Here is a 20,179-nt window from a genome sequence, read left to right on the forward strand (position 1 = left end):
TAACGATATAAGATATGTATACGCTATCAAATAGATTAAGATTATTTTCTTTCATCCTGATGATTGTTGGAGGAATCGGATTGATTTCTGGTTTTTTATCAACACCAAAATCTATAGAAGAGGTAAAAGAAATGATGGCAGCGCACGATGCGCATGGCGAAGGTCACGGAGCTGCTGCTCAGGATCACGGTAACGAACACGCTGATGATGCTCACGGTGGTGATGCTCACTACGAGCACGTTTTGCACCAATTACAAAACAAACCTTGGGCTGCATTATATGTAGCGGCATTCTTCTTTTTCATGATTGCTTTAGGAGTGTTGGCTTTTTATGCCATACAATTTGCTGCTCAGGCTGGATGGTCTCCAGTATTGTTCAGGGTAATGGAAGCGATTACCGCTTATCTAGTGCCTGGAGGGATTATTCTATTTGTGATTTTAGCGCTATCAGGATTCCATGTAAACCACTTGTTTGTTTGGGCAGACCCAGAAGTTGTAGCTCATGACAAACTGATCCAAGGTAAAGCTGGATGGTTAAATGGTACAGGTTTTATCATTAGAGCAGCTATATTTTTAGGAGGATGGTTGTTATACCGTCACTTTGCTGTAAAATACTCAAGAAAGCAAGATGAAGATAGTACAGGTAACAAGTGGTATAAGAAAAGTTTCAAGATCTCTGCTGGATTCTTAGTGTTCTTTATCTACACAGAATCTATGATGTCTTGGGATTGGATTATGAGTTTTGATCCACACTGGTTCAGTACACTATTTGGGTGGTACGTATTCGCGAGTTTATTCGTTTCTGGAATTACAACAATAGCGTTAATCACCATTTATTTGAAATCTAAGGGATACTTAGAGTTCGTAAACGATAGTCACATTCATGATTTGGCTAAGTTTATGTTCGGTATCAGTATTTTCTGGACTTACCTTTGGTTCTCTCAGTTCATGTTGATATGGTATTCAAATATTCCGGAAGAGGTTACTTACTTTATTACGCGAATAGAAGATTACAAATTACCATTCTTCGGAATGCTGGTAATGAACTTTATTTTCCCATTATTAGTATTGATGAATAGCGATTTCAAACGAGTAAACTGGTTTGTGGTAATGGCAGGTATCGTAATCCTTTGTGGTCACTATATAGATGTGTTTAACATGGTAATGCCAGCAACAGTAGGTGAGTCTTGGTTTATAGGAATCAGCGAAATTAGTGCAGTTTTATTGTTCTTAGGATTGTTCTTGTTTGTTGTGTTCAGAGCACTTACCAAAGCACCTTTATTGGCAAAAGGAAACCCATATTTAGAGGAAAGTAAACACTTCCATTATTAAAATTTAGAATTTATAAAAAGAAGATAGATAAAAATGACTGTATTCTTAACCATAATAGTTATAGCGCTTTTCGGAATCACTTTGTGGCAAATGTCGAAAATCTTGAAATTGTCACAACTTAAAGGCGCAGACGATTCTCAAGTGGCTAATGATAAGGACAATAATATGCAAGGTAAGCTGATGCTTGGTTTTGTAATATTCATCTACTTACTTACCATATTTTGTTTTGTAAAATACCATACATTCTTCTTGCCGGAATCAGCATCTGAGCATGGAATAGCATATGATCAATTGATGTTGATTTCTATGGTGTTGATCATGTTTGTACAAATCATTACTCAAGGTTTATTGCATTACTTTGCATATAAATACAGAGGTAAAGAAGGAAACAAGGCATTATTCTTTGCTGATAACGATAAGTTAGAGTTTATCTGGACAATTATTCCAGTAATTGTATTGGCAGGTTTAATTATTTATGGATTATTTACTTGGACAGATATTATGAATATCGACGAGAAAGAAGGTGATCCGTTAATCATTGAATTGTATGCGTATCAATTTGACTGGAGAGCAAGATATTCTGGAGAAGATAATGTTTTAGGAAAGGCAAATGTTCGTTTTATCGAAGGTGTAAATACACTTGGTGTAGATGCTTCTGATAACTATGGTAAAGACGATAAGATTACCAACGAACTGCACTTACCAGTTAACAGAAAGGTGATCTTCAAAATGAGATCTCAAGACATCTTACATTCAGCGTATATGCCATTCTTTAGAGCACAAATGAATGTAGTTCCTGGTATGATCACTGAATTTTCTTATACTCCAACGATGACTTCAGAGGAAATGAGGAATAGTGAATTTATGGTAGAAAAAGTAGCTACGATAAATAAAATCAGAAGAGAAAAGAGCAAGAAACTTGTAGCTGCTGGTGAAGAAGCGTTAGAACCATACGAATTCGATTACTATTTGTTATGTAATAAGATTTGTGGTGCTTCGCATTACAATATGCAAATGAAGATGGTAGTAGAATCTGAAGAAGATTTTAATGCTTGGCTAGCAACACAACAGACTTTTGGAGAGCAATTGTCTGCACAAGCAAGTAATTAAGAGAGAAAAAGAAAAATTATATAGTTTTTAAAAACAAATAGCGTTATGTCAGCAACACACGGAGATAACCACGATCACGATCACGGACACCACCATAAAGAGACATTTATCACTAAATATATATTTAGCCAGGATCATAAAATGATCTCTAAGCAGTACTTAGTTACTGGTTTGATTATGGGGATTATAGGGATTGCTATGTCTCTATTATTCAGAATGCAATTAGCGTGGCCTGATCATCAATTTACGATCTACGAAATATTTTTAGGAAAATTTGGTGAAGATGGAATAATGGATCCTAGTATTTACCTTGCTTTGGTAACGATACATGGTACTATTATGGTATTCTTCGTTCTTACTGCCGGTTTAAGTGGTACTTTCAGTAACCTTTTAATTCCATTACAGATTGGAGCGCGAGATATGGCATCTGGTTTCTTGAATATGATTTCGTATTGGTTGTTCTTCTTGAGTAGTGTAATCATGGTGTTGTCATTGTTTGCAGAGGCTGGACCAGCATCTGCAGGATGGACAATCTACCCTCCACTTAGTGCATTGCCACAAGCTATTGGTGGATCTGGAATGGGGATGACTTTATGGTTAGTGTCTATGGCAATATTTATTGCTTCTTCACTTCTTGGGTCATTAAACTATGTGGTTACGGTAATTAACCTAAGAACAAAAGGGATGTCGATGACTAGAATGCCTTTAACAATTTGGGCGTTCTTTGTAACTGCTATTATTGGTATTGTATCATTCCCAGTATTATTATCTGCAGCATTGTTGCTTATTATGGATAGAAGTTTTGGTACTTCGTTCTACCTAAGTGATATTTATATACAAGGAGAGGTATTACATAATCAGGGTGGATCGCCAGTTTTATTTGAGCATTTATTCTGGTTCTTAGGACACCCAGAGGTATATATTGTATTATTACCTGCATTAGGAATTACTTCAGAGATTATTGCAACAAATGCTCGTAAACCGATTTTCGGATATAGAGCGATGGTAGCTTCGATTTTGGCAATTGCATTTTTATCAACAATTGTATGGGGTCACCACATGTTTATCTCAGGTATGAACCCATTCTTAGGATCTGTATTTACATTTACAACCTTATTAATTGCGATTCCATCTGCGGTAAAAGCATTTAACTATATTACCACCTTATGGAAAGGTAATCTGCAACTCAACCCGGCAATGTTGTTCTCAATTGGATTGGTTTCTACCTTTATTACTGGAGGACTTACTGGGATTATTTTAGGTGACAGTACATTAGATATTAACGTTCACGATACGTACTTTGTGGTAGCACATTTCCACTTGGTAATGGGTATTTCTGCATTATATGGTTTATTTGCCGGAGTGTATCATTGGTTCCCAAAGATGTACGGTAGAATGATGAATAAAAATCTAGGTTATATACACTTTTGGGTGACGGCTATTGGTGCGTACGGAGTATTCTTTCCAATGCACTTTATAGGTATGGCAGGTTTACCTCGTAGATATTATACCAACTCAAACTTTCCATATTTTGACGATTTAGCAGATACCAATGTATTGATCACTGTATTTGCAATCATCACAGCGGCAGCTCAATTGGTGTTCTTGTATAACTTTATCAGTTCTATGTTCTATGGTAAGAAAGCGGTTCAAAATCCATGGAAATCCAATACTTTAGAATGGACTACTCCTGTAGAGCATATGCATGGTAACTGGCCAGGAGAGATTCCTCACGTATACAGATGGCCTTACGACTATAGTAAGACTAATGAAAACGGAGAGTATGTAATCGCCGGACAGGACTTTGCTCCGCAAACAGTGCCATTACAAGAAGGAGAAGAAGAATTACATCATTAATGGATGTTTAAAAATATTGAAAAGCCTTTTCATTTTTATGAAAAGGCTTTTTCTTTTTCTAGTATATTTGTTTTAAACGTGAAGAAGAACCCCTGGATGTTCTGTTAAAGCATAAGAGTAGATGAACGAAAACCTGGACCCAACAAACGAAAACTTTTCTAATGAAGACTTGGATATCGAAAGAGCTTTAAGGCCACTGGCTTTCGAAGATTTTACGGGTCAGGATCAAGTGCTGGAGAACTTACAGATTTTTGTACAAGCGGCCAACATGCGAAATGAGGCTTTGGATCACACCTTGTTTCATGGCCCTCCGGGTTTAGGAAAAACTACATTGGCTCATATTTTGGCGAATGAATTGGGAGTGGGGATCAAAGTTACTTCTGGACCAGTATTGGATAAACCTGGGGATTTGGCAGGACTACTTACGAATCTAGATGATAGAGATGTATTGTTTATAGACGAGATACATCGTTTAAGTCCTATTGTCGAGGAGTATTTATATTCTGCAATGGAAGACTACAAAATCGATATTATGATCGAGAGCGGACCCAATGCCAGAACAGTACAGATTAATTTGAATCCGTTTACATTGGTAGGAGCTACAACACGATCTGGTTTGCTTACGGCTCCTATGAGAGCTCGTTTCGGTATACAATCTAGATTGCAATATTATACTACAGAATTATTATCTACTATCGTGCAACGAAGTGCACATATTCTAAATGTTCCTATTTCTATGGAGGCAGCTATCGAAATTGCAAGTAGAAGTAGAGGAACACCTCGTATAGCAAACGCATTGCTGCGTAGAGTGCGTGATTTTGCCCAAATCAAAGGAAATGGTAAGATAGATATAGAAATCTCCAAATTTGCCCTTAAAGCGCTTAATGTAGACGCCAATGGATTGGATGAAATGGATAATAAGATTCTGACCACCTTAATAGATAAATTCAAGGGAGGCCCGGTTGGAATTACAACATTAGCTACTGCAGTTAGTGAAAGTGCCGAAACCATAGAAGAAGTATACGAACCTTTTTTGATACAACAAGGTTTCATCATAAGAACACCAAGGGGAAGAGAAGTTACCGAAGCGGCGTATAAGCATCTGGGGAGAACTCCAGGAGGTATCCAAGGAGGATTGTTTTGAAAATACCTCTAAATACATAGCTATATTTTGGCTAGAATGTCACTATGAAGGATAACAACATTGAAACAGTTTCATTTTTTAAAGTAATTAAGAATGCGAGTCGTATTCTTAAGAACCCTCTTCCTTTTCATAACGAAAATTTCGAGAAATACGGAGATGTATTTAGAGTGAGCCTGGGTTTTGGTAACTATGTGTTGTTTACCAGAGATGCAGCCTTTGCCAGGCATATGCTTCAAAAACACCATCGCAAATATCATAAGTCAGAGCTACAGTCAAAAGATTTGGCAAAATATATTGGAGAGGGATTACTAACTGCCAATGGAGAAAAATGGCTGAAACAACGTCGACTCATTCAACCCGCTTTTCATAAAAAGAAATTGGAGAAATTGGTGGTCACTATAAAAGCTGTTGTAGAAGAAGAGCTGGCCATAATTCAACCTAACACTACAATAGATGTGTTTCCCTTAATGAATGATCTGGCATTTAAGGTGGTGGCTAAATCTTTATTTAGCTATTCAGGCACAACCGATGCAATTTCGCGATTGCAACATATTACAGAAACCGCACAAAAGTTTTTAATTAAAGAGATACGACAACCTTATAAGCGTTGGTGGTTTCATCTTACCGGAGAGGTGAAAAAGACATTAACCCTAACTCAAGAGGCAAGAGATATTCTTAATTCACTGATCGAAGAACGTAAAAAAGACAAACAACGGTATGATGATTTACTAGATATGTTGTTGGATGCCCGCTATGAGGATGGAAGCGCTATGGATAATGAACAGTTGATCGATGAAATTCTGATACTCTTCACAGCTGGTCACGAAACCACATCAAATGCACTTACATTTGCCCTAATGTTGCTAGGAAAGCATCCCAAAATACAAGATAAGGTATATCAAGAAGTGGTAGGAGGAGAAGCAGTCAATTTAGATCCTCTACAAGAAATTACGAAATATCAGTATACCAAACAGTGTATAGAAGAAACCATGCGATTATACCCTCCGGCATATTTTTCTGATCGCCTGGTAATCGATGATGATCAATATAAAGATTTGGATTTGCCGAAAGGGACAACAGTTTTGATTTCCTTTTTTGAAATTCATAAGCATAAAGATTTTTGGGAAAAACCAGAACAGTTTAAACCAGAACGATTTGATCCTACTGTAGATAAAAAGGAATATGCTAATCAATACTTCCCATTTGGAGCTGGACCTCGGATGTGTATCGGAAATAATTTTGCCATGTATGAAATGGTTCTGGCAATAAGCCAGCTTGTGCGCACTTACAAAATTACACCTGCTTTTGATCATATTGAGATTAAACCTCTGATCACCCTTAAACCACAAAATGCGTATCTAACTTTTACCTCTAGATGAGTTATGCTCTTTAAGTAATAATTAGTGCCATATTTTTGAATTTCAAGAATATGACACTCTTCTTTTTATCCTAAACTGTACTTTCACGATCAATATCAGATGAATATTAAAAAGACATATTTCTAGGTGTCTTGAAATGTTCAAGGAATTATACGCTAAAAATCATAATTATGGAAATTCTAAATGTAAAAGGAGCAACACTGATTAATCGTGAAACTCAAAAATTAATTAATGGTGGGTTACAGCAAGTTTGTGATGACAGACCCGAATGCTATCCGCCAAGACCAGTCGATTGTACAAAACCTTCCTGTCGCAGACCCAACGGAATGTTGGCCTGGTGTATCGAATGTCTAAATAAACCATTCGAACTTTAACCTACACGCAAGATTACATAATCAAAACCAATACAAATGAAAACCACGAACATCAAAGGAATAAAAACAATTAGTAAAACTGCACAAAAGCAGATAATTGGTGGACAAAGAGGCAATCCCTGGGATAATCCTATTTTTTGTTATAAGAAATGTGTGAACTCAGGGTATCCTGCCAATGTGTGTGTAGAAATATGTGAATTATAAGTTGAGTTTATAATTATTTGGGGTAGCTAATTATTTTTAAAATGATTATTGAGCTACAAGCCAGAACACAATAGTGTTCTGGTTTTTTTATGCCCTTAATATGGATTACTTTTGAGTTTTGAAATCAAAAACTTTCTGTTGAGTCAAAAAACCAAATACACGAACCTTATCAAAACCGAAGCGAAACGACTTGGGTTCCTATCCTGCGGTATTTCCAAAACAGCTTTTTTGGAAGAAGAAGCACCAAGGCTGGAATCCTGGTTAAAAAAAGAAATGCACGGAGAGATGAAGTATATGGAAAACCATTTTGACAAAAGATTAGATCCCACTAAGCTTGTTGAAGGATCCAAAAGTGTAGTTTCATTATTACTCAATTATTTCCCTTCAGCATCTCAAACGGATCCCGAAGCCCCAAAAATTTCTAAGTATGCCTACGGTACAGATTACCATTTTGTGATCAAGGATAAGCTGAAGCAGTTGCTCCACTTTATTCAAGAAGAAATTGGAGATGTTCATGGTCGCGCTTTTGTGGATTCGGCTCCAGTATTGGATAAAGCCTGGGCAGCCAAAAGTGGCTTGGGATGGATTGGTAAAAACAGTAACCTGCTTACCCAACAGGTGGGTTCTTTTTATTTTATTGCAGAGCTTATCATCGATATAGAGCTAGACTACGATACTCCGGTTACCGATCATTGTGGTACCTGTACCGCTTGTATTGATGCTTGTCCTACTCAAGCCATTGTAGAGCCCTATGTTGTAGATGGAAGTAGATGTATTTCGTATTTTACGATAGAGCTCAAGGATCAAATACCAGAGAGTTTCAGAGGTAGTTTTGATGATTGGATGTTTGGTTGTGATGTTTGCCAGGATGTTTGTCCCTGGAATCGTTTTTCAAAACCACATAATGAACCACTATTTAACCCAAAACCAGAATTGTTAGAAATGACCAAAAAGGATTGGGAAGAAATTACTCAGGAAGTGTTTTCTAAAGTCTTTCAGAAATCTGCCGTCAAAAGAACTAAATTTTCTGGATTGCAAAGAAATATTCAATTCCTAAAAGAAAAGTAAGTGTCGAAATTAAGGGTGCTTTGTTGCAATTTTCATAATACAAACGTTTGCATAACTTCTAAGTGGAATTTTGAATAAAAAATTCATAATCTTTTTGCAATAATCTTGTATATTCATCAGGTATATTTATAAAAAGTTACGACTTTATTGCTTTTGTCTTCCCCTGATCTATAATAATATTAAGCAGTAAGTTGTTCATAGCACAAATCACTTCGCATATGAATGAGTTATCATATATTGACATTGGTGTCATTGTAGTTTACCTAATCGGAATTATTATTTATGGAATATCAAAGTCAAAAAGAGGAAGCTCTGAAGATTATTTTCTAGGCGGTCGAACCATGACCTGGCCCATTGTAGGGATTGCCCTGTTTTCTGCAAATATTTCTAGTTCTACATTGGTAGGGTTGGCTTCAGATGCGTATCAGACCAATATCAATGTATACAATTACGAATGGTACGCGGTAGTGGTATTAATTTTCTTTGCGATCTTTTTTCTACCCTTTTACCTGCGTTCAGGAGTGTATACCATGCCGGAGTTCTTAGAACGGCGTTATGATAAAAGATCTCGTTATTACTTTTCATTGATTACTGTGATAGGTAATGTTATGGTCGATACTGCGGCAGGTTTATATGTAGGAAGTATAGTTCTCAAGTTGTTGTTTCCGGAAACTTCCTCAACAATCATTATTATTGGTTTGGCAATTGCGGCGGCAGCATACACCATTCCTGGAGGTTTAAACTCAGTAATTCAAACTGAAGTAATCCAGGCAATCTTATTAATTTTAGGATCTTGTTTACTAACCTATTTTGCATTTGATCGGCTAGGAGGTGGATGGTCGGATATGATGAGTAAACTGGATGGTATGTTAGCGGCAGGAGATGTAGATTTTGGAGATCGAGCCGCCGAAGGAAAGTTTATTCCTGCTAATTCTGAAGAAGTGTTTAGTTTAGTTAGACCCAACAATGACGAATTCATGCCTTGGTGGGGATTACTTAGCGGAGTTCCACTTCTCGGATTCTATTTTTGGGCTAATAATCAGTTTATGGTGCAAAGAGTTTTGGGAGCAAAAAGTCTAAATCATGGACGATGGGGAGCACTATTTGCTGGATTTCTTAAACTGCCAGTGATTTTTATAATGGTAGTACCAGGAGTATTGGCTTTGTTACTGTTTAGTACGCTTGATATCTCAGGGTTAAATTACCCTTTGGCAGATGGAACAATGTGTCAAAATCTTTCGGATTGTCCAAATCTTACCTATCCTGTATTGTTGTTTCAACTACTTCCAGTAGGAGTTTTAGGATTGGTAGTTGCCGGGCTTATGGCTGCTATGATGTCTTCGGTTTCTGCCACATTTAATTCTGCGTCAACATTAATTACAATGGATTTTGTAAAACAGCTAAAACCTGATATGACCAGTAAACAACTAGTTCGAGCTGGTCAAATTGCTACCTTAATCTTAGTGATTTTAGCTTCGTTGTGGGTTCCGGTAATAGAAAAGGTAAGCGATTCTCTATGGAGTTACCTACAGCTGGTAATCGCATTTACTTGCCCACCAGTAGTTGCTGTATTTATACTGGGTATGTTTTGGAAAAGAGCAAATGGTAACGGTGCATTTATTAGTTTATTGGTAGGAGGTGCGGTAGCTTTATTTATGATTCTATCTCTTAAATATGAAATTGCTCCGGATCTTAATGAACTGCACTTTTTGGCTAAGGCCAATATACTTTTTGTAATCAGTCTGATTGTACACGTAATCATTAGTTTAATAACAAAACCTCAGTCGATAGAGCAAGTTTCGGAGTACACCTACAAAAAGAAAATGTTCGCCCAAGAATCCAAAGAATTGGTGGGATTAGCATGGTATAAAAATTATAGAGTGCTTTCGATCATTTTATTGTTCATCACGTCAATAATAGTAGGCTTTTTCTGGTAAGATTAGCTCGATTCCCTTAAAATGAGATGCGTAGGTAGAATTACTTCTTTATGAGTAATAGGTTGCTCTTGATGTTGTAGTTCGATTTCTTCCAAAAGAATTTCTGTAGCCGTTTTGCCAATTTTGTAAGCAGGTTGATCTACAGTGGTAAGTGTTGGAGTTACTACCGAAGACATAAACCAATTACTGAATCCAACTACAGCGATATCATCAGGTATTTTGATGCTTAGTTCATTAAAATATTTAATAATCCCTACCGCGACCAGATCGGTTATTGCAAAAATTGCATCGACATCATTATGCTCTTTGATCAGCTTTTGTGCATTTTGATAACCATCTTCAAAATCCTTATTGTTATTGCAGACATACACCAAAGAAGGATCATAGGGAATCTGATGGTCTAAAAGGGCTTTTCGATACCCTTCAAAACGGTCATTCGAAATTTTTGGGTTTAGATCTCCTCGGAAATGGGCAATCTTTCGGTATCCTTTTTTTATCAAATGTGAAACTGCATCATAGGCCGCTTTTTGGTCATCTATTCGCACCTTGGAGCAGGCAATACTAGGTTCTACTTTATCAAAAAGAACCAAGGGAATATTTCTGCTGATTATTTTTTTTAGATGCACAAACTCATTGGTTTTATTGGATAAGGACATTAGGATTCCGTCTACGCGTTTATCAATAAGTAGATTGACATGCAGCTTTTCAAGAAATAACTTCTCGTCAGACTGTAGAATGATAACCAGGTATCCTTTTTTTCTGCTTCAGCAATTACTCCATCAATTACTTTTGAGAAAAAATGATGCACGGTAGTAGGTATGATAACTCCTATGGTTTTGGTTTGTTTGGTTCTCAGATTAACGGCTAGTTGATTTGGAGTGTAATTCAACTTATTGGCCATGTGAAGCACCTTTTTTTTGGTGTCTTTATTCACATCCGGATAATCTTTTAACGCTTTTGATACCGTAGCTACCGAAATACCAAGTTTACTAGCAATGTCCTTGAGTGTGGTAATTTCCATGAGTACAATTTTCAATTTCAAGATACAATTAATGCTGAAGTATACTGATAAATCCATCCTAAATTTTTAATGGTAAAAAATGTGTTTAGAGGGAATTTTTTAAGGTGTTTTCTATGGTTTTCTATTTCTAATAATGTACTTCTTTCTTCTGAAACTGCTGATTTTTAATTGGTTTTGTCTGTACTACATATTTAAAATCATAATGGATTGATTTTCTGAAAAAAATAAGTTTCGAAATCGTTTTCGATTTTTTCGAAATCGTTTTCGATCGCTTCTTGAAAACACTTTTGATGTAAGCTAGATGAAACAATTGAGAAATTGCAGTGAATTAAATAACTACAGAAAATGAAACAATTACGATTAATTTTTATGGCATTGCTTCTTATGGGGGTAGTTTACTCACATGCTCAGGAAAGTGGAAGTATTTCGGGAACGATTACGGATGCTCAAAATATTCCAGTCTTGGGAGTAAATGTACTTTTGGAAGGAACAAACCGGGGGGCTACTACGGATTTTGACGGAAAATATAGTATAGATAATCTAGAGAGTGGGGTGGATTATACTATAGTCGTATCGTCTATCGGTTTTAAAACGGTACGGGAAACCATTACAGTAACAGGAAATATTACCAAAGATATTGTTCTGCAAGAGGATTTACTCTCGCTAGATGAAATTGTAGTCACAGGAACTTCTAATCCAAGAACTAAATTAGAATCCAGTGTTGCAATCACCACAATGGGAGCAAAAGAAATAGAACAAAAAGCACCACAAAGCACAGCAGATATATTACAATCCGTACCGGGATTTTTGGTGGAGACCTCTGGGGGTGAAGTAGGAAACAACTTATTTGCCCGAGGAATTCCTTCTGCCGGGGCATACGAATTTGTGCAAATCCAAGAGGATGGATTACCAGTTTTTGAAGATGGAGCACTACAGTTCGCAAATGCAGATGCTTTCTATAGGTTAGATGAAACCGTAAAAAATATGGAGGCTATTCGTGGGGGATCGGCTTCTATTTTTGCAACAAATGCTCCTGGAGGAATTATCAATTTTATTTCTAAAACAGGGCAAAATGAGTTGATGGGTAGAGCCAAATTGAGTGTAGGAGATTATGGCTTGTTTAGAACAGACCTTAATATTAGTGGAGCAGTTATCGAAGATAAATTGTTTTTTAATATCGGAGGTTTCTATCGAGTGGATCAGGGGATTAGAGATCCTGGATTTGCTGCAAATAACGGGGGCCAAATGAAATTTAACCTTACCTACAAATTCGATAAGGGATATGCACGCGTGTATTTCAAAAAGCTTGAAGATCGAAACCTATTTTTATTACCAATCCCTTTACGAGGAGATAGCGATGGTAATCCGGCGGAGTTCGAAGGTTTCGACGCTAATTTCGGGACGTTAACCTCAAGAAATTTCAGCAGACTAAGAGTGCCACAAGTGGGAGGAGGTTTCTTCGAAAGAGATCTTGAAGATGGGGTTAATCCTAATGTAGATGCTATTGGAGGTGAATTTAAGTATGACATTTCGGATAAGGTATCGGTAAAAAACTCCTTCAGAAATACTGCAATTGACTTAAACTACAATGCGATCTTTAGTACAGGAGGTCCAAATACACAAGCGGATTTTGCTACAGGTACCACACAGTTTCCTTTGGATGATGCGGCCAATGCCGAATATACCTATGTAGACACAGGAGAAACCTTGGATCCCAATACTCTAGTAATGCGAGCAGATCATTGGGCAATAGATAAAGACATGTCTAATTTTGCAAATAATCTAGCTTTCTCTTTTAATTTTGAAAATGTCAATCTTACCCTAGGATATTATTATTCCAATTGGAAATCGAATCAATATTGGAACTGGAGTAATTATCTGGTAGATGTGTCCGATGATCCACGTCTGGTTAACTTGGTAGATACCAGTACCAGGGTATCAAGAACCTACAATGGTATCGAAAGAATAACCTGGTTAGAACGAGACGCGCAAACCAAAGGATTGCTTAATGCGATCTATCTGGATGCCGAAGTAGATATCACAGAAAAACTAACTGCCAATTTTGGTTTACGATACGATGATGATCAATATTCTGGATTTAGAGATAATGCACGTTTTTTCTCAACAGATTTAGGCTTACTTCCAAACAACACTGCAGACGATGCTATCACTGTGGTAGATGGTAACCCATATACGTATTGGGATTATGATGTGGAAGAACTGTCGTATACCACGGCTTTAAATTATAAGTTCAGTGATAATATGGCGATGTATGCCAGACATAGTCACGGATTTAGATCACCAATAGAAGAATCGTATTATGACAATGCCGCGGATCTAAGTGGGATTGAAATCACAGAAGTGGATCAGACCGAATTAGGATTTAAATATTCTACCTCCAACATCGGGATCTATGCCAATTTGTTCTATATGAATATGGATAATATCGCATTTACCGATATCCTTGCCGACGGTACTTCAGAAAATAGATTTGCCGATGTAAATAATATAGGATTAGAGCTGGAGGCCAATGCCAAGTATGGAGTTTTTGATATTGAAGCCAATATCACTGTACAACGACCAGAGTATGATAATTTTTCAGGATCCAATGCTGATGGTTCAACTTTTGATTTTGAAGGCAATACTGCTCGTAGAATTCCTAATGTATACTTTACCCTAAGACCACAGGTAGAAGTGATCAAAGATCTAGGGATTTATGCACAGTGGTCACACTTTGGAAAAAAATACCAGGATGAGGCGAATACCATCGAACTTCCATCTTTCAATGTATTTAATGCCGGAGCTTTTTATAAAATAGATAATCTTAGATTTGGAGTAGATGCTTCTAATCTATTTAATGAAATAGGACTTACAGAAGGAAACCCAAGAGGAACGACCAGTGCCAATGATGATGTGTTTTTGGCAAGACCGATTTTGGGAAGAGCGGTGCGTATGTCTGTCGCTCTTGATTTCTAATTTTTTTGTGTTAGCGTAGTATATATCCCCTGCTTTGATGAGATGAAGGTAGGGGATATATTGCTTGCAATGCTAAAATTTTCTTACATTTATATAAGCACTAAACCATTGATTCTTTACTTAATACCTCTTGTTCTCTAATGAAAAACCTTTCCGTTAAAATTTCATTATATCTCAATTACTTCGTTTTTGCCATCTTGTTGAATAGCGTTGGAATTGTAATACTAAAATCTCAAAATAACTATGGTGTTGATGAAGTTCAAGCGAGTATACTAGAAGCTTTTAAGGATTTGCCAATTGCCATTGTTTCTTTCTTTTTAGCTTCTTTTTTGCCCAGAATAGGATATAAAAAAGCAATGTTAATCGGATTGGCCTTAGTGTCTGTAGCTTGTATTTCTATGTATTATGGGAATTCTTTTACTTCTGCAAAGATTTTATTTGCTACCGTTGGAGTCTCCTTTGCATTGATTAAGGTTTCTGTGTATTCTATGATCGGGATGGTGACCCAGGGAGAAAAGGAACACAATAGTTTGATGAGTTCTATAGAGGGAGTTTTTATGATTGGGATTGCCTTGGCGTATTTCCTTTTTCCGGCTTTTAATATAGAAGAAAAACCTGATTCATGGCTCAATGTGTATTGGTTGCTGGCAGGAATGTCCTTACTTTCATTTTTATTTCTCTTGTTTACGAAATTTGAAAAGGAACCAGAAATACCTGGAGCTAATCTGGCACAAGATTTTGCAGAAATGTTCAGGCTGTTAGCCAGGCTCTTGATTATTGTTTTTGTAATTAGTGCTTTTTTGTTTGTGATGATAGAACAAGGGATAATGACTTGGTTGCCATCTTTTAATGATAAAGTATTACAACTACCAGAAAATGTGAGTATCATGATGGCTAGCGTTTTGGCAATTTGCCTGGCGATAGGGAGAATTTTGGCGGGAATCATTACACAAAAAATCAACTGGTTGTGGGTGCTCTCTGGATGTACCATAATTGCAATGTTGTTAGTGATTTTCATCCTCCCCAAAACGATAAATACCAATGTGGGAGAAATTTCTGCTATTACAGATATCCCGCTTATTGGTTTTGCTTTTCCTATCGTAGGCTTATTTATTGCGCCAATTTATCCGTTGCTCAACTCCGTTGTGCTCAGTGCACTTCCAGAAAAACTACACAGCCCAATGACAGGACTGATTGTGGTGTTTTCTGCACTAGGAGGGACTTTTGGATCCAGAATAATAGGTTGGTTGTTTAAAAATCAAGGCCCTGAAAATGCGTTTTACTACACCTTGATACCTATGGGATTGTTATTAATTTCTTACTTCATCTTAAGAAAAGTTACTTCAAAAAATGCACTTTAAACTACCAATTTCAGAAACGTTACAAGCTTTATTGCAACAGGAAGATACTGATGCAGATAATAAAATTACCATAGAGGATAAGGGGCCTAAGCACTTTAAACTGAAATGTATACGAGGTACTATATACGAGGTAAAAGGAACATACCATCTTAGTAACTTGTTACAGGAGTTAGCTCTTGAACGTCAATTAGGAAAAACAACAGCCGAAATCCCTGTCGAAAAAATAGAAGAGTTGCCGTCTTATCGAATTTCTAGAATGATTAGAGATTACTTCTGGAATGATTTAACTCGTACTATAGATAAGAAAGGGCTGCATCGAATTCTTGGAGATGAAAAAATTCAGGATACGATACAAAGGATTTATGTTCCTGAAAAAGATTTGGAAGGGATTAAATACTATAAAGCCTTAAAGAAGGAGTTGCCAGCTTTGGAGATTCAAATATTGCCAGAACAAATTACACCAACATATGTGAAATCGATCAATAAGAAGCCAGGATTGTTGTCATTGGCACTCAAAGATGGGAGTGGAGTACCATTTGTAGTTCCAGGAGGACGTTTTAATGAGATGTATGGTTGGGATAGTTATTTCGAATCTGTAGGATTACTTATCGATAATAGATTAGACTTGGCTATGGCCATGGCCGATAATTTTGCCTATCAAATTCGATATTATGGTAAGATTCTGAATGCAAATAGAAGCTATTTTCTAACCAGAACTCAACCTCCGTTTTTTAGTTCGTTGTTAAAAGAAATTTATCAATATGATCCGGAAGTTTCTAAGGACTGGATGAGTCGAAACCTGAAAATGGTGATTAAGGAATACGAAAAAGTATGGATGCAAAAGGGTGTGCGATTAACCGAAACAGGCCTTAACCGTTTTTTGGGAGAAGGAATAGGAATCCCCCAGAAACTGAAGAAGGACATTTTGATTTTGTACTGCAGCGGTTTGCGAAAAAGCATGTACTGAGTCTGGAAGCTTTTATCCAGGCTTATGATGATGGTACTTTGAAAGATCCAGAATTAGATGCTTATTTTATGCACGATCGCTCCCTTAGGGAAAGTGGTCATGATACCTCAAATCGACTAGATGATATTTGTGCAAATCTTAATACGGTTGGCCTAAATAGTCTGTTGTATAAATATGAAATAGACATTGCCTATTTGATAGAGAACATATTCAATGATTCTTTTGAAGGATATAACTCGGCTTTTTGGTTGGATAAAGCGAACAGAAGAAAGGCTTTGGTTAACAAATATCTGTGGAATGATAAAGAAGCGTCTTTTTACGACTACAATTTTGTGTCTAAAAAACCACATCTTGTAGATTCAGCTACCAATTTTTATCCACTTTGGGCAGGTCTTTGTAATGAAGAGCAAGCAGGTAAGCTAGTTAGTAAACTATTTGATCGTTTGGTACAAAATGGTGGGGTAGCAGGTACTTCTAATATTACAGAAATAGAACACAATGCTCCTCAACGACAATGGGATTATCCAAATGGTTGGGCACCGCACCAGATGCTAATTTGGAGAGGATTACAGAACTATGGTTACCAAAAAGAAGTACAGGAATTAGTGTACCGATGGTTATGGATGATTACCAAAAATGCGGTGAATTATAATGGTACAATCCCAGAAAAATATGATGTTGTAGCGTGCACACATAAGGTGTATGCAGAGTATGGTAATGTTGGGACCCAGTTTGACTATATTACCTCAAGCGGTTTTGGTTGGATGAATGCTTCATATCAATTAGGATTATCAATATTGAATAAAGAATTCAGAATGCAATTAGATCAATTGATCGATCCTGACGATATTTTCAGTAAACAAACCTGATATATGATAAATTATCAATCAAACTGTTAAAAAATATGATTGTTTTTAGTTATCTCTATTTTTTCAAAGATTACCCGGTTTAAATTTTAGCATCTCATACAGACTTGTACCTTTGTATACTTAGTATTCTCACATTTATCCTGATTTAGTATGAGTATCGAAAGTAAAAGAAGAGAGGCATTAATTTATCATGCCAAGCCCACCCCCGGTAAAATCAAAGTAGTACCTACCAAGAAATATAATACTCAGAGAGATCTGTCTTTGGCGTACTCTCCAGGAGTTGCTGAGCCTTGTTTAGAAATAGAAAAGGACGTTTCTAACGTATACAAATATACAGCCAAAGGAAATTTGGTGGCGGTAATATCCAATGGTACGGCAGTACTAGGTCTTGGGGATATTGGTCCCGAAGCATCCAAACCGGTTATGGAAGGGAAAGGACTGCTGTTTAAGATTTTTGCAGGAATAGATGTGTTTGATATCGAAGTAGATACAAAAGATGTAGATGCTTTTATCGAGACGGTAAAAAATATTGCTCCCACTTTTGGAGGGATCAATTTAGAAGATATTAAAGCGCCAGAAGCTTTTGAGATCGAAAGACGATTAAAGGAAGAACTGGATATCCCTGTGATGCATGACGATCAACATGGAACAGCAATCATTTCTGCAGCGGCCTTATTAAATGCACTCGAAATAGCAGAGAAAAATATTGAGGATGTCAAAATTGTAGTTAGTGGAGCGGGAGCAGCTGCTGTTTCCTGTACAAGGCTGTATAAAGCCTTTGGTGCCAGAGCCGAAAATATCGTTATGACGGATAGTAAAGGTGTCATAAGAAAGGATAGAGATAATCTCACCAAAGAAAAAGCAGAGTTTGCTACAGGTCGAGATTTGCACGAACTAAAAGATGCGATGGAAGGCGCAGATGTGTTTATCGGATTGTCTATGGCAAATTTGGTAACACCAGAGATGTTGTTGTCTATGAATGATGATCCAATCGTATTTGCTATGGCAAATCCAGATCCCGAAATTAGCTATGATCTAGCCATCAAAACAAGGGAGGATGTGATTATGGCTACTGGTAGAAGTGATCATCCTAACCAGGTGAATAATGTATTAGGTTTCCCATTTATCTTTAGAGGGGCCATGGATGTGCGCGCTACAGGAATTAATGAAGAAATGAAAATGGCAGCGGTAAAAGCTTTGGCAGAGTTGGCCAAAGAACCGGTTCCTGAACAGGTAAATATTGCTTATGGAGAAACGCGTCTTAATTTTGGTAAAGAATATATCATTCCAAAACCTTTTGATCCAAGGTTGATCGCAAAAGTACCTCCTGCTGTCGCAAAAGCGGCGATGGATAGTGGGATTGCTACTGAGCCTATAACCGACTGGCAAAAGTACGAGGACGAATTGTTAGAACGCATGGGTAATGACAATAAGCTAGTAAGATTACTTTTGGATCGTGCTAGAACCAACCCCAAACGTGTTGTTTTTGCAGAGGCAGATCACCTGGATGTGCTGAAGGCTGCACAAGCTGTTAAAGAGGAAAGTATTGCTTATCCTATTTTATTGGGGCGAAAAGATATTATCATCGAACTGATGAATGAGATTGATTTTGATCCTGAAGGAATCGATATTATAGATCCCAAAGCCGATGAAGAAATAGAACGTAAAAATCATTACGCTCGTAAATATTGGGAGGCAAATAAACGCAAAGGGATTACCTTGTATGATGCTCAAAGATTATTAAGAGAACGGAATTATTTTGCTGCTATGATGGTCAACGAGGGGGATGCAGATGCCTTACTTTCTGGGTATTCTCGTAGTTATCCTACGGTGGTGAAACCGATGTTGGATCTTATTGGTTTGGCAAAAGGAGCCACGCGTATTGCCACTATGAATGTGATGATGACCAATAAAGGGCCATTGTTTATAAGTGATACCTCTATAAACATTGACCCTACATCAAAGGAACTGGCCAAAATTGCTCAAATGACCGCAAGGACGGTAGAAATGTTTGGTGTAAAACCTGTTGTGGCAATGATTTCATATGCTAATTTCGGATCGTCGAATCATCCTAGTGCAGAAAAAGTTCAGGATGCGGTGGCGTATCTGCATCGTTATTATCCTAGTCTGATTGTGGATGGAGGACTACAAATGAATTTTGCACTCAATAGAAAAATGCGAAAAGATAAGTTTCCTTTCTCCAAAATTAATGGTGAAAAAGTAAATACATTGGTATTTCCTAGTTTGGATTCTGCCAATAGTAACTACAAGCTTTTGAGTGAGTTAAATAGTGCAGAATCGATTGGACCCATTATGATGGGAATGAACAAACCTGTACATATTCTACAACTTGGTGCAAGTGTTGATGAGATGATCAACATGGCCGCAGTTGCCGTGATTGATGCGCAAGAGAAGGAAAAGAGAGACCGAGATTTGTCTAGTATCGCAAAAGGAGTGCTGGAAGAGTTGAAGTAAACCTTAAAAAAACAAGAATAGATAAGCTTTAAAAATTGAATTTTTTAAAGCTTATTTTTTTAGCATTTTATGTAGTATAATTTTATTACATTTGGTTGCTTAACAT

14 protein-coding genes and 1 pseudogene are annotated in these 20,179 nt (G+C 37.1%); 13 read left to right on the plus strand and 2 right to left on the minus strand.

The genetic code is table 11. The annotated features are described in order from the left end of the window. The first annotated feature begins 14 nt into the window (after nucleotides 1–14). The 9 genes from AC0L3Q_RS03900 (at nucleotide 15) to AC0L3Q_RS03940 (ending at nucleotide 10,404) form a co-directional block, all read left to right on the plus strand. Nucleotides 15–1,331: a quinol:cytochrome C oxidoreductase gene (locus AC0L3Q_RS03900; protein ID WP_473285305.1), complete on the plus strand. Its 1,317-nt coding sequence runs from the start codon at nucleotides 15–17 to the stop codon at nucleotides 1,329–1,331. A gap of 33 nt (nucleotides 1,332–1,364) precedes the next feature. Then, nucleotides 1,365–2,441, plus strand: a complete 1,077-nt coding sequence (locus tag AC0L3Q_RS03905; protein ID WP_473285307.1) for a cytochrome c oxidase subunit II — start codon at nucleotides 1,365–1,367, stop codon at nucleotides 2,439–2,441. A gap of 45 nt (nucleotides 2,442–2,486) precedes the next feature. Then, a complete protein-coding gene (locus AC0L3Q_RS03910; protein WP_473285309.1) occupies nucleotides 2,487–4,298 on the plus strand; it encodes a cytochrome c oxidase subunit I in 1,812 nt (603 codons plus the stop codon). Between the two features lie 121 nt (nucleotides 4,299–4,419). Continuing rightward, nucleotides 4,420–5,442, plus strand: coding sequence for a Holliday junction branch migration DNA helicase RuvB (gene ruvB / locus AC0L3Q_RS03915; RefSeq protein ID WP_073315644.1), 1,023 nt, complete (start codon nucleotides 4,420–4,422; stop codon nucleotides 5,440–5,442). Between the two features lie 44 nt (nucleotides 5,443–5,486). Further along, the gene (locus tag AC0L3Q_RS03920) at nucleotides 5,487–6,821 is read left to right on the plus strand and encodes a cytochrome P450 (RefSeq protein ID WP_473285311.1); all 1,335 of its coding nucleotides are present in this window, start codon (nucleotides 5,487–5,489) and stop codon (nucleotides 6,819–6,821) included. Between the two features lie 170 nt (nucleotides 6,822–6,991). After that, complete coding sequence (locus AC0L3Q_RS03925; RefSeq protein WP_473285313.1) at nucleotides 6,992–7,195, plus strand: hypothetical protein; 204 nt, start codon at nucleotides 6,992–6,994, stop codon at nucleotides 7,193–7,195. A gap of 36 nt (nucleotides 7,196–7,231) precedes the next feature. Then, nucleotides 7,232–7,399 (plus strand): hypothetical protein, encoded by a 168-nt coding sequence (locus AC0L3Q_RS03930; protein WP_473285315.1) that lies wholly within the window; start codon nucleotides 7,232–7,234, stop codon nucleotides 7,397–7,399. A 138-nt stretch (nucleotides 7,400–7,537) separates the two neighbouring features. Beyond that, on the plus strand, nucleotides 7,538–8,467 hold the full coding sequence (gene queG, locus AC0L3Q_RS03935) for a tRNA epoxyqueuosine(34) reductase QueG (protein ID WP_473285317.1): 930 nt from the start codon (nucleotides 7,538–7,540) through the stop codon (nucleotides 8,465–8,467). 218 nt (nucleotides 8,468–8,685) lie between these two features. Beyond that, the gene (locus AC0L3Q_RS03940) at nucleotides 8,686–10,404 is read left to right on the plus strand and encodes a sodium:solute symporter (protein WP_473285319.1); all 1,719 of its coding nucleotides are present in this window, start codon (nucleotides 8,686–8,688) and stop codon (nucleotides 10,402–10,404) included. A 2-nt stretch (nucleotides 10,405–10,406) separates the two neighbouring features. Here the strand turns inward: AC0L3Q_RS03940 and AC0L3Q_RS03945 are convergent, their stop codons facing one another. Both AC0L3Q_RS03945 and AC0L3Q_RS03950 read right to left on the minus strand, forming a co-directional pair. Next, nucleotides 10,407–11,150, minus strand: a complete 744-nt coding sequence (locus tag AC0L3Q_RS03945; protein WP_473287051.1) for a substrate-binding domain-containing protein — start codon at nucleotides 11,148–11,150, stop codon at nucleotides 10,407–10,409. Further along, nucleotides 11,072–11,425, minus strand: coding sequence for a LacI family DNA-binding transcriptional regulator (locus tag AC0L3Q_RS03950; protein ID WP_473285321.1), 354 nt, complete (start codon nucleotides 11,423–11,425; stop codon nucleotides 11,072–11,074). The genes AC0L3Q_RS03945 and AC0L3Q_RS03950 overlap by 79 nt, the downstream gene beginning before the upstream one ends. Before the next feature lie 345 nt (nucleotides 11,426–11,770). Here AC0L3Q_RS03950 and AC0L3Q_RS03955 point away from each other — a divergent pair, with 345 nt between their 5' ends. The 4 genes and pseudogenes from AC0L3Q_RS03955 to AC0L3Q_RS03970 all read left to right on the plus strand — a co-directional run bounded on the left by AC0L3Q_RS03955 (nucleotide 11,771) and on the right by AC0L3Q_RS03970 (nucleotide 20,073). Then, nucleotides 11,771–14,401: a TonB-dependent receptor gene (locus tag AC0L3Q_RS03955; RefSeq protein WP_473285323.1), complete on the plus strand. Its 2,631-nt coding sequence runs from the start codon at nucleotides 11,771–11,773 to the stop codon at nucleotides 14,399–14,401. A gap of 140 nt (nucleotides 14,402–14,541) precedes the next feature. Next, complete coding sequence (locus tag AC0L3Q_RS03960) at nucleotides 14,542–15,762, plus strand: MFS transporter (RefSeq protein WP_473285325.1); 1,221 nt, start codon at nucleotides 14,542–14,544, stop codon at nucleotides 15,760–15,762. Then, a pseudogene (locus tag AC0L3Q_RS03965) lies at nucleotides 15,752–17,598 on the plus strand (trehalase family glycosidase). The gene AC0L3Q_RS03960 and the pseudogene AC0L3Q_RS03965 overlap by 11 nt, the downstream one beginning before the upstream one ends. Nucleotides 17,599–17,748: 150 nt before the next feature. Then, a complete protein-coding gene (locus AC0L3Q_RS03970) occupies nucleotides 17,749–20,073 on the plus strand; it encodes an NADP-dependent malic enzyme (RefSeq protein ID WP_473285327.1) in 2,325 nt (774 codons plus the stop codon). Nucleotides 20,074–20,179 lie beyond the last annotated feature (106 nt).

It is taken from the genome of Aquimarina sp. KJ22-3 (genome assembly GCF_055808215.1).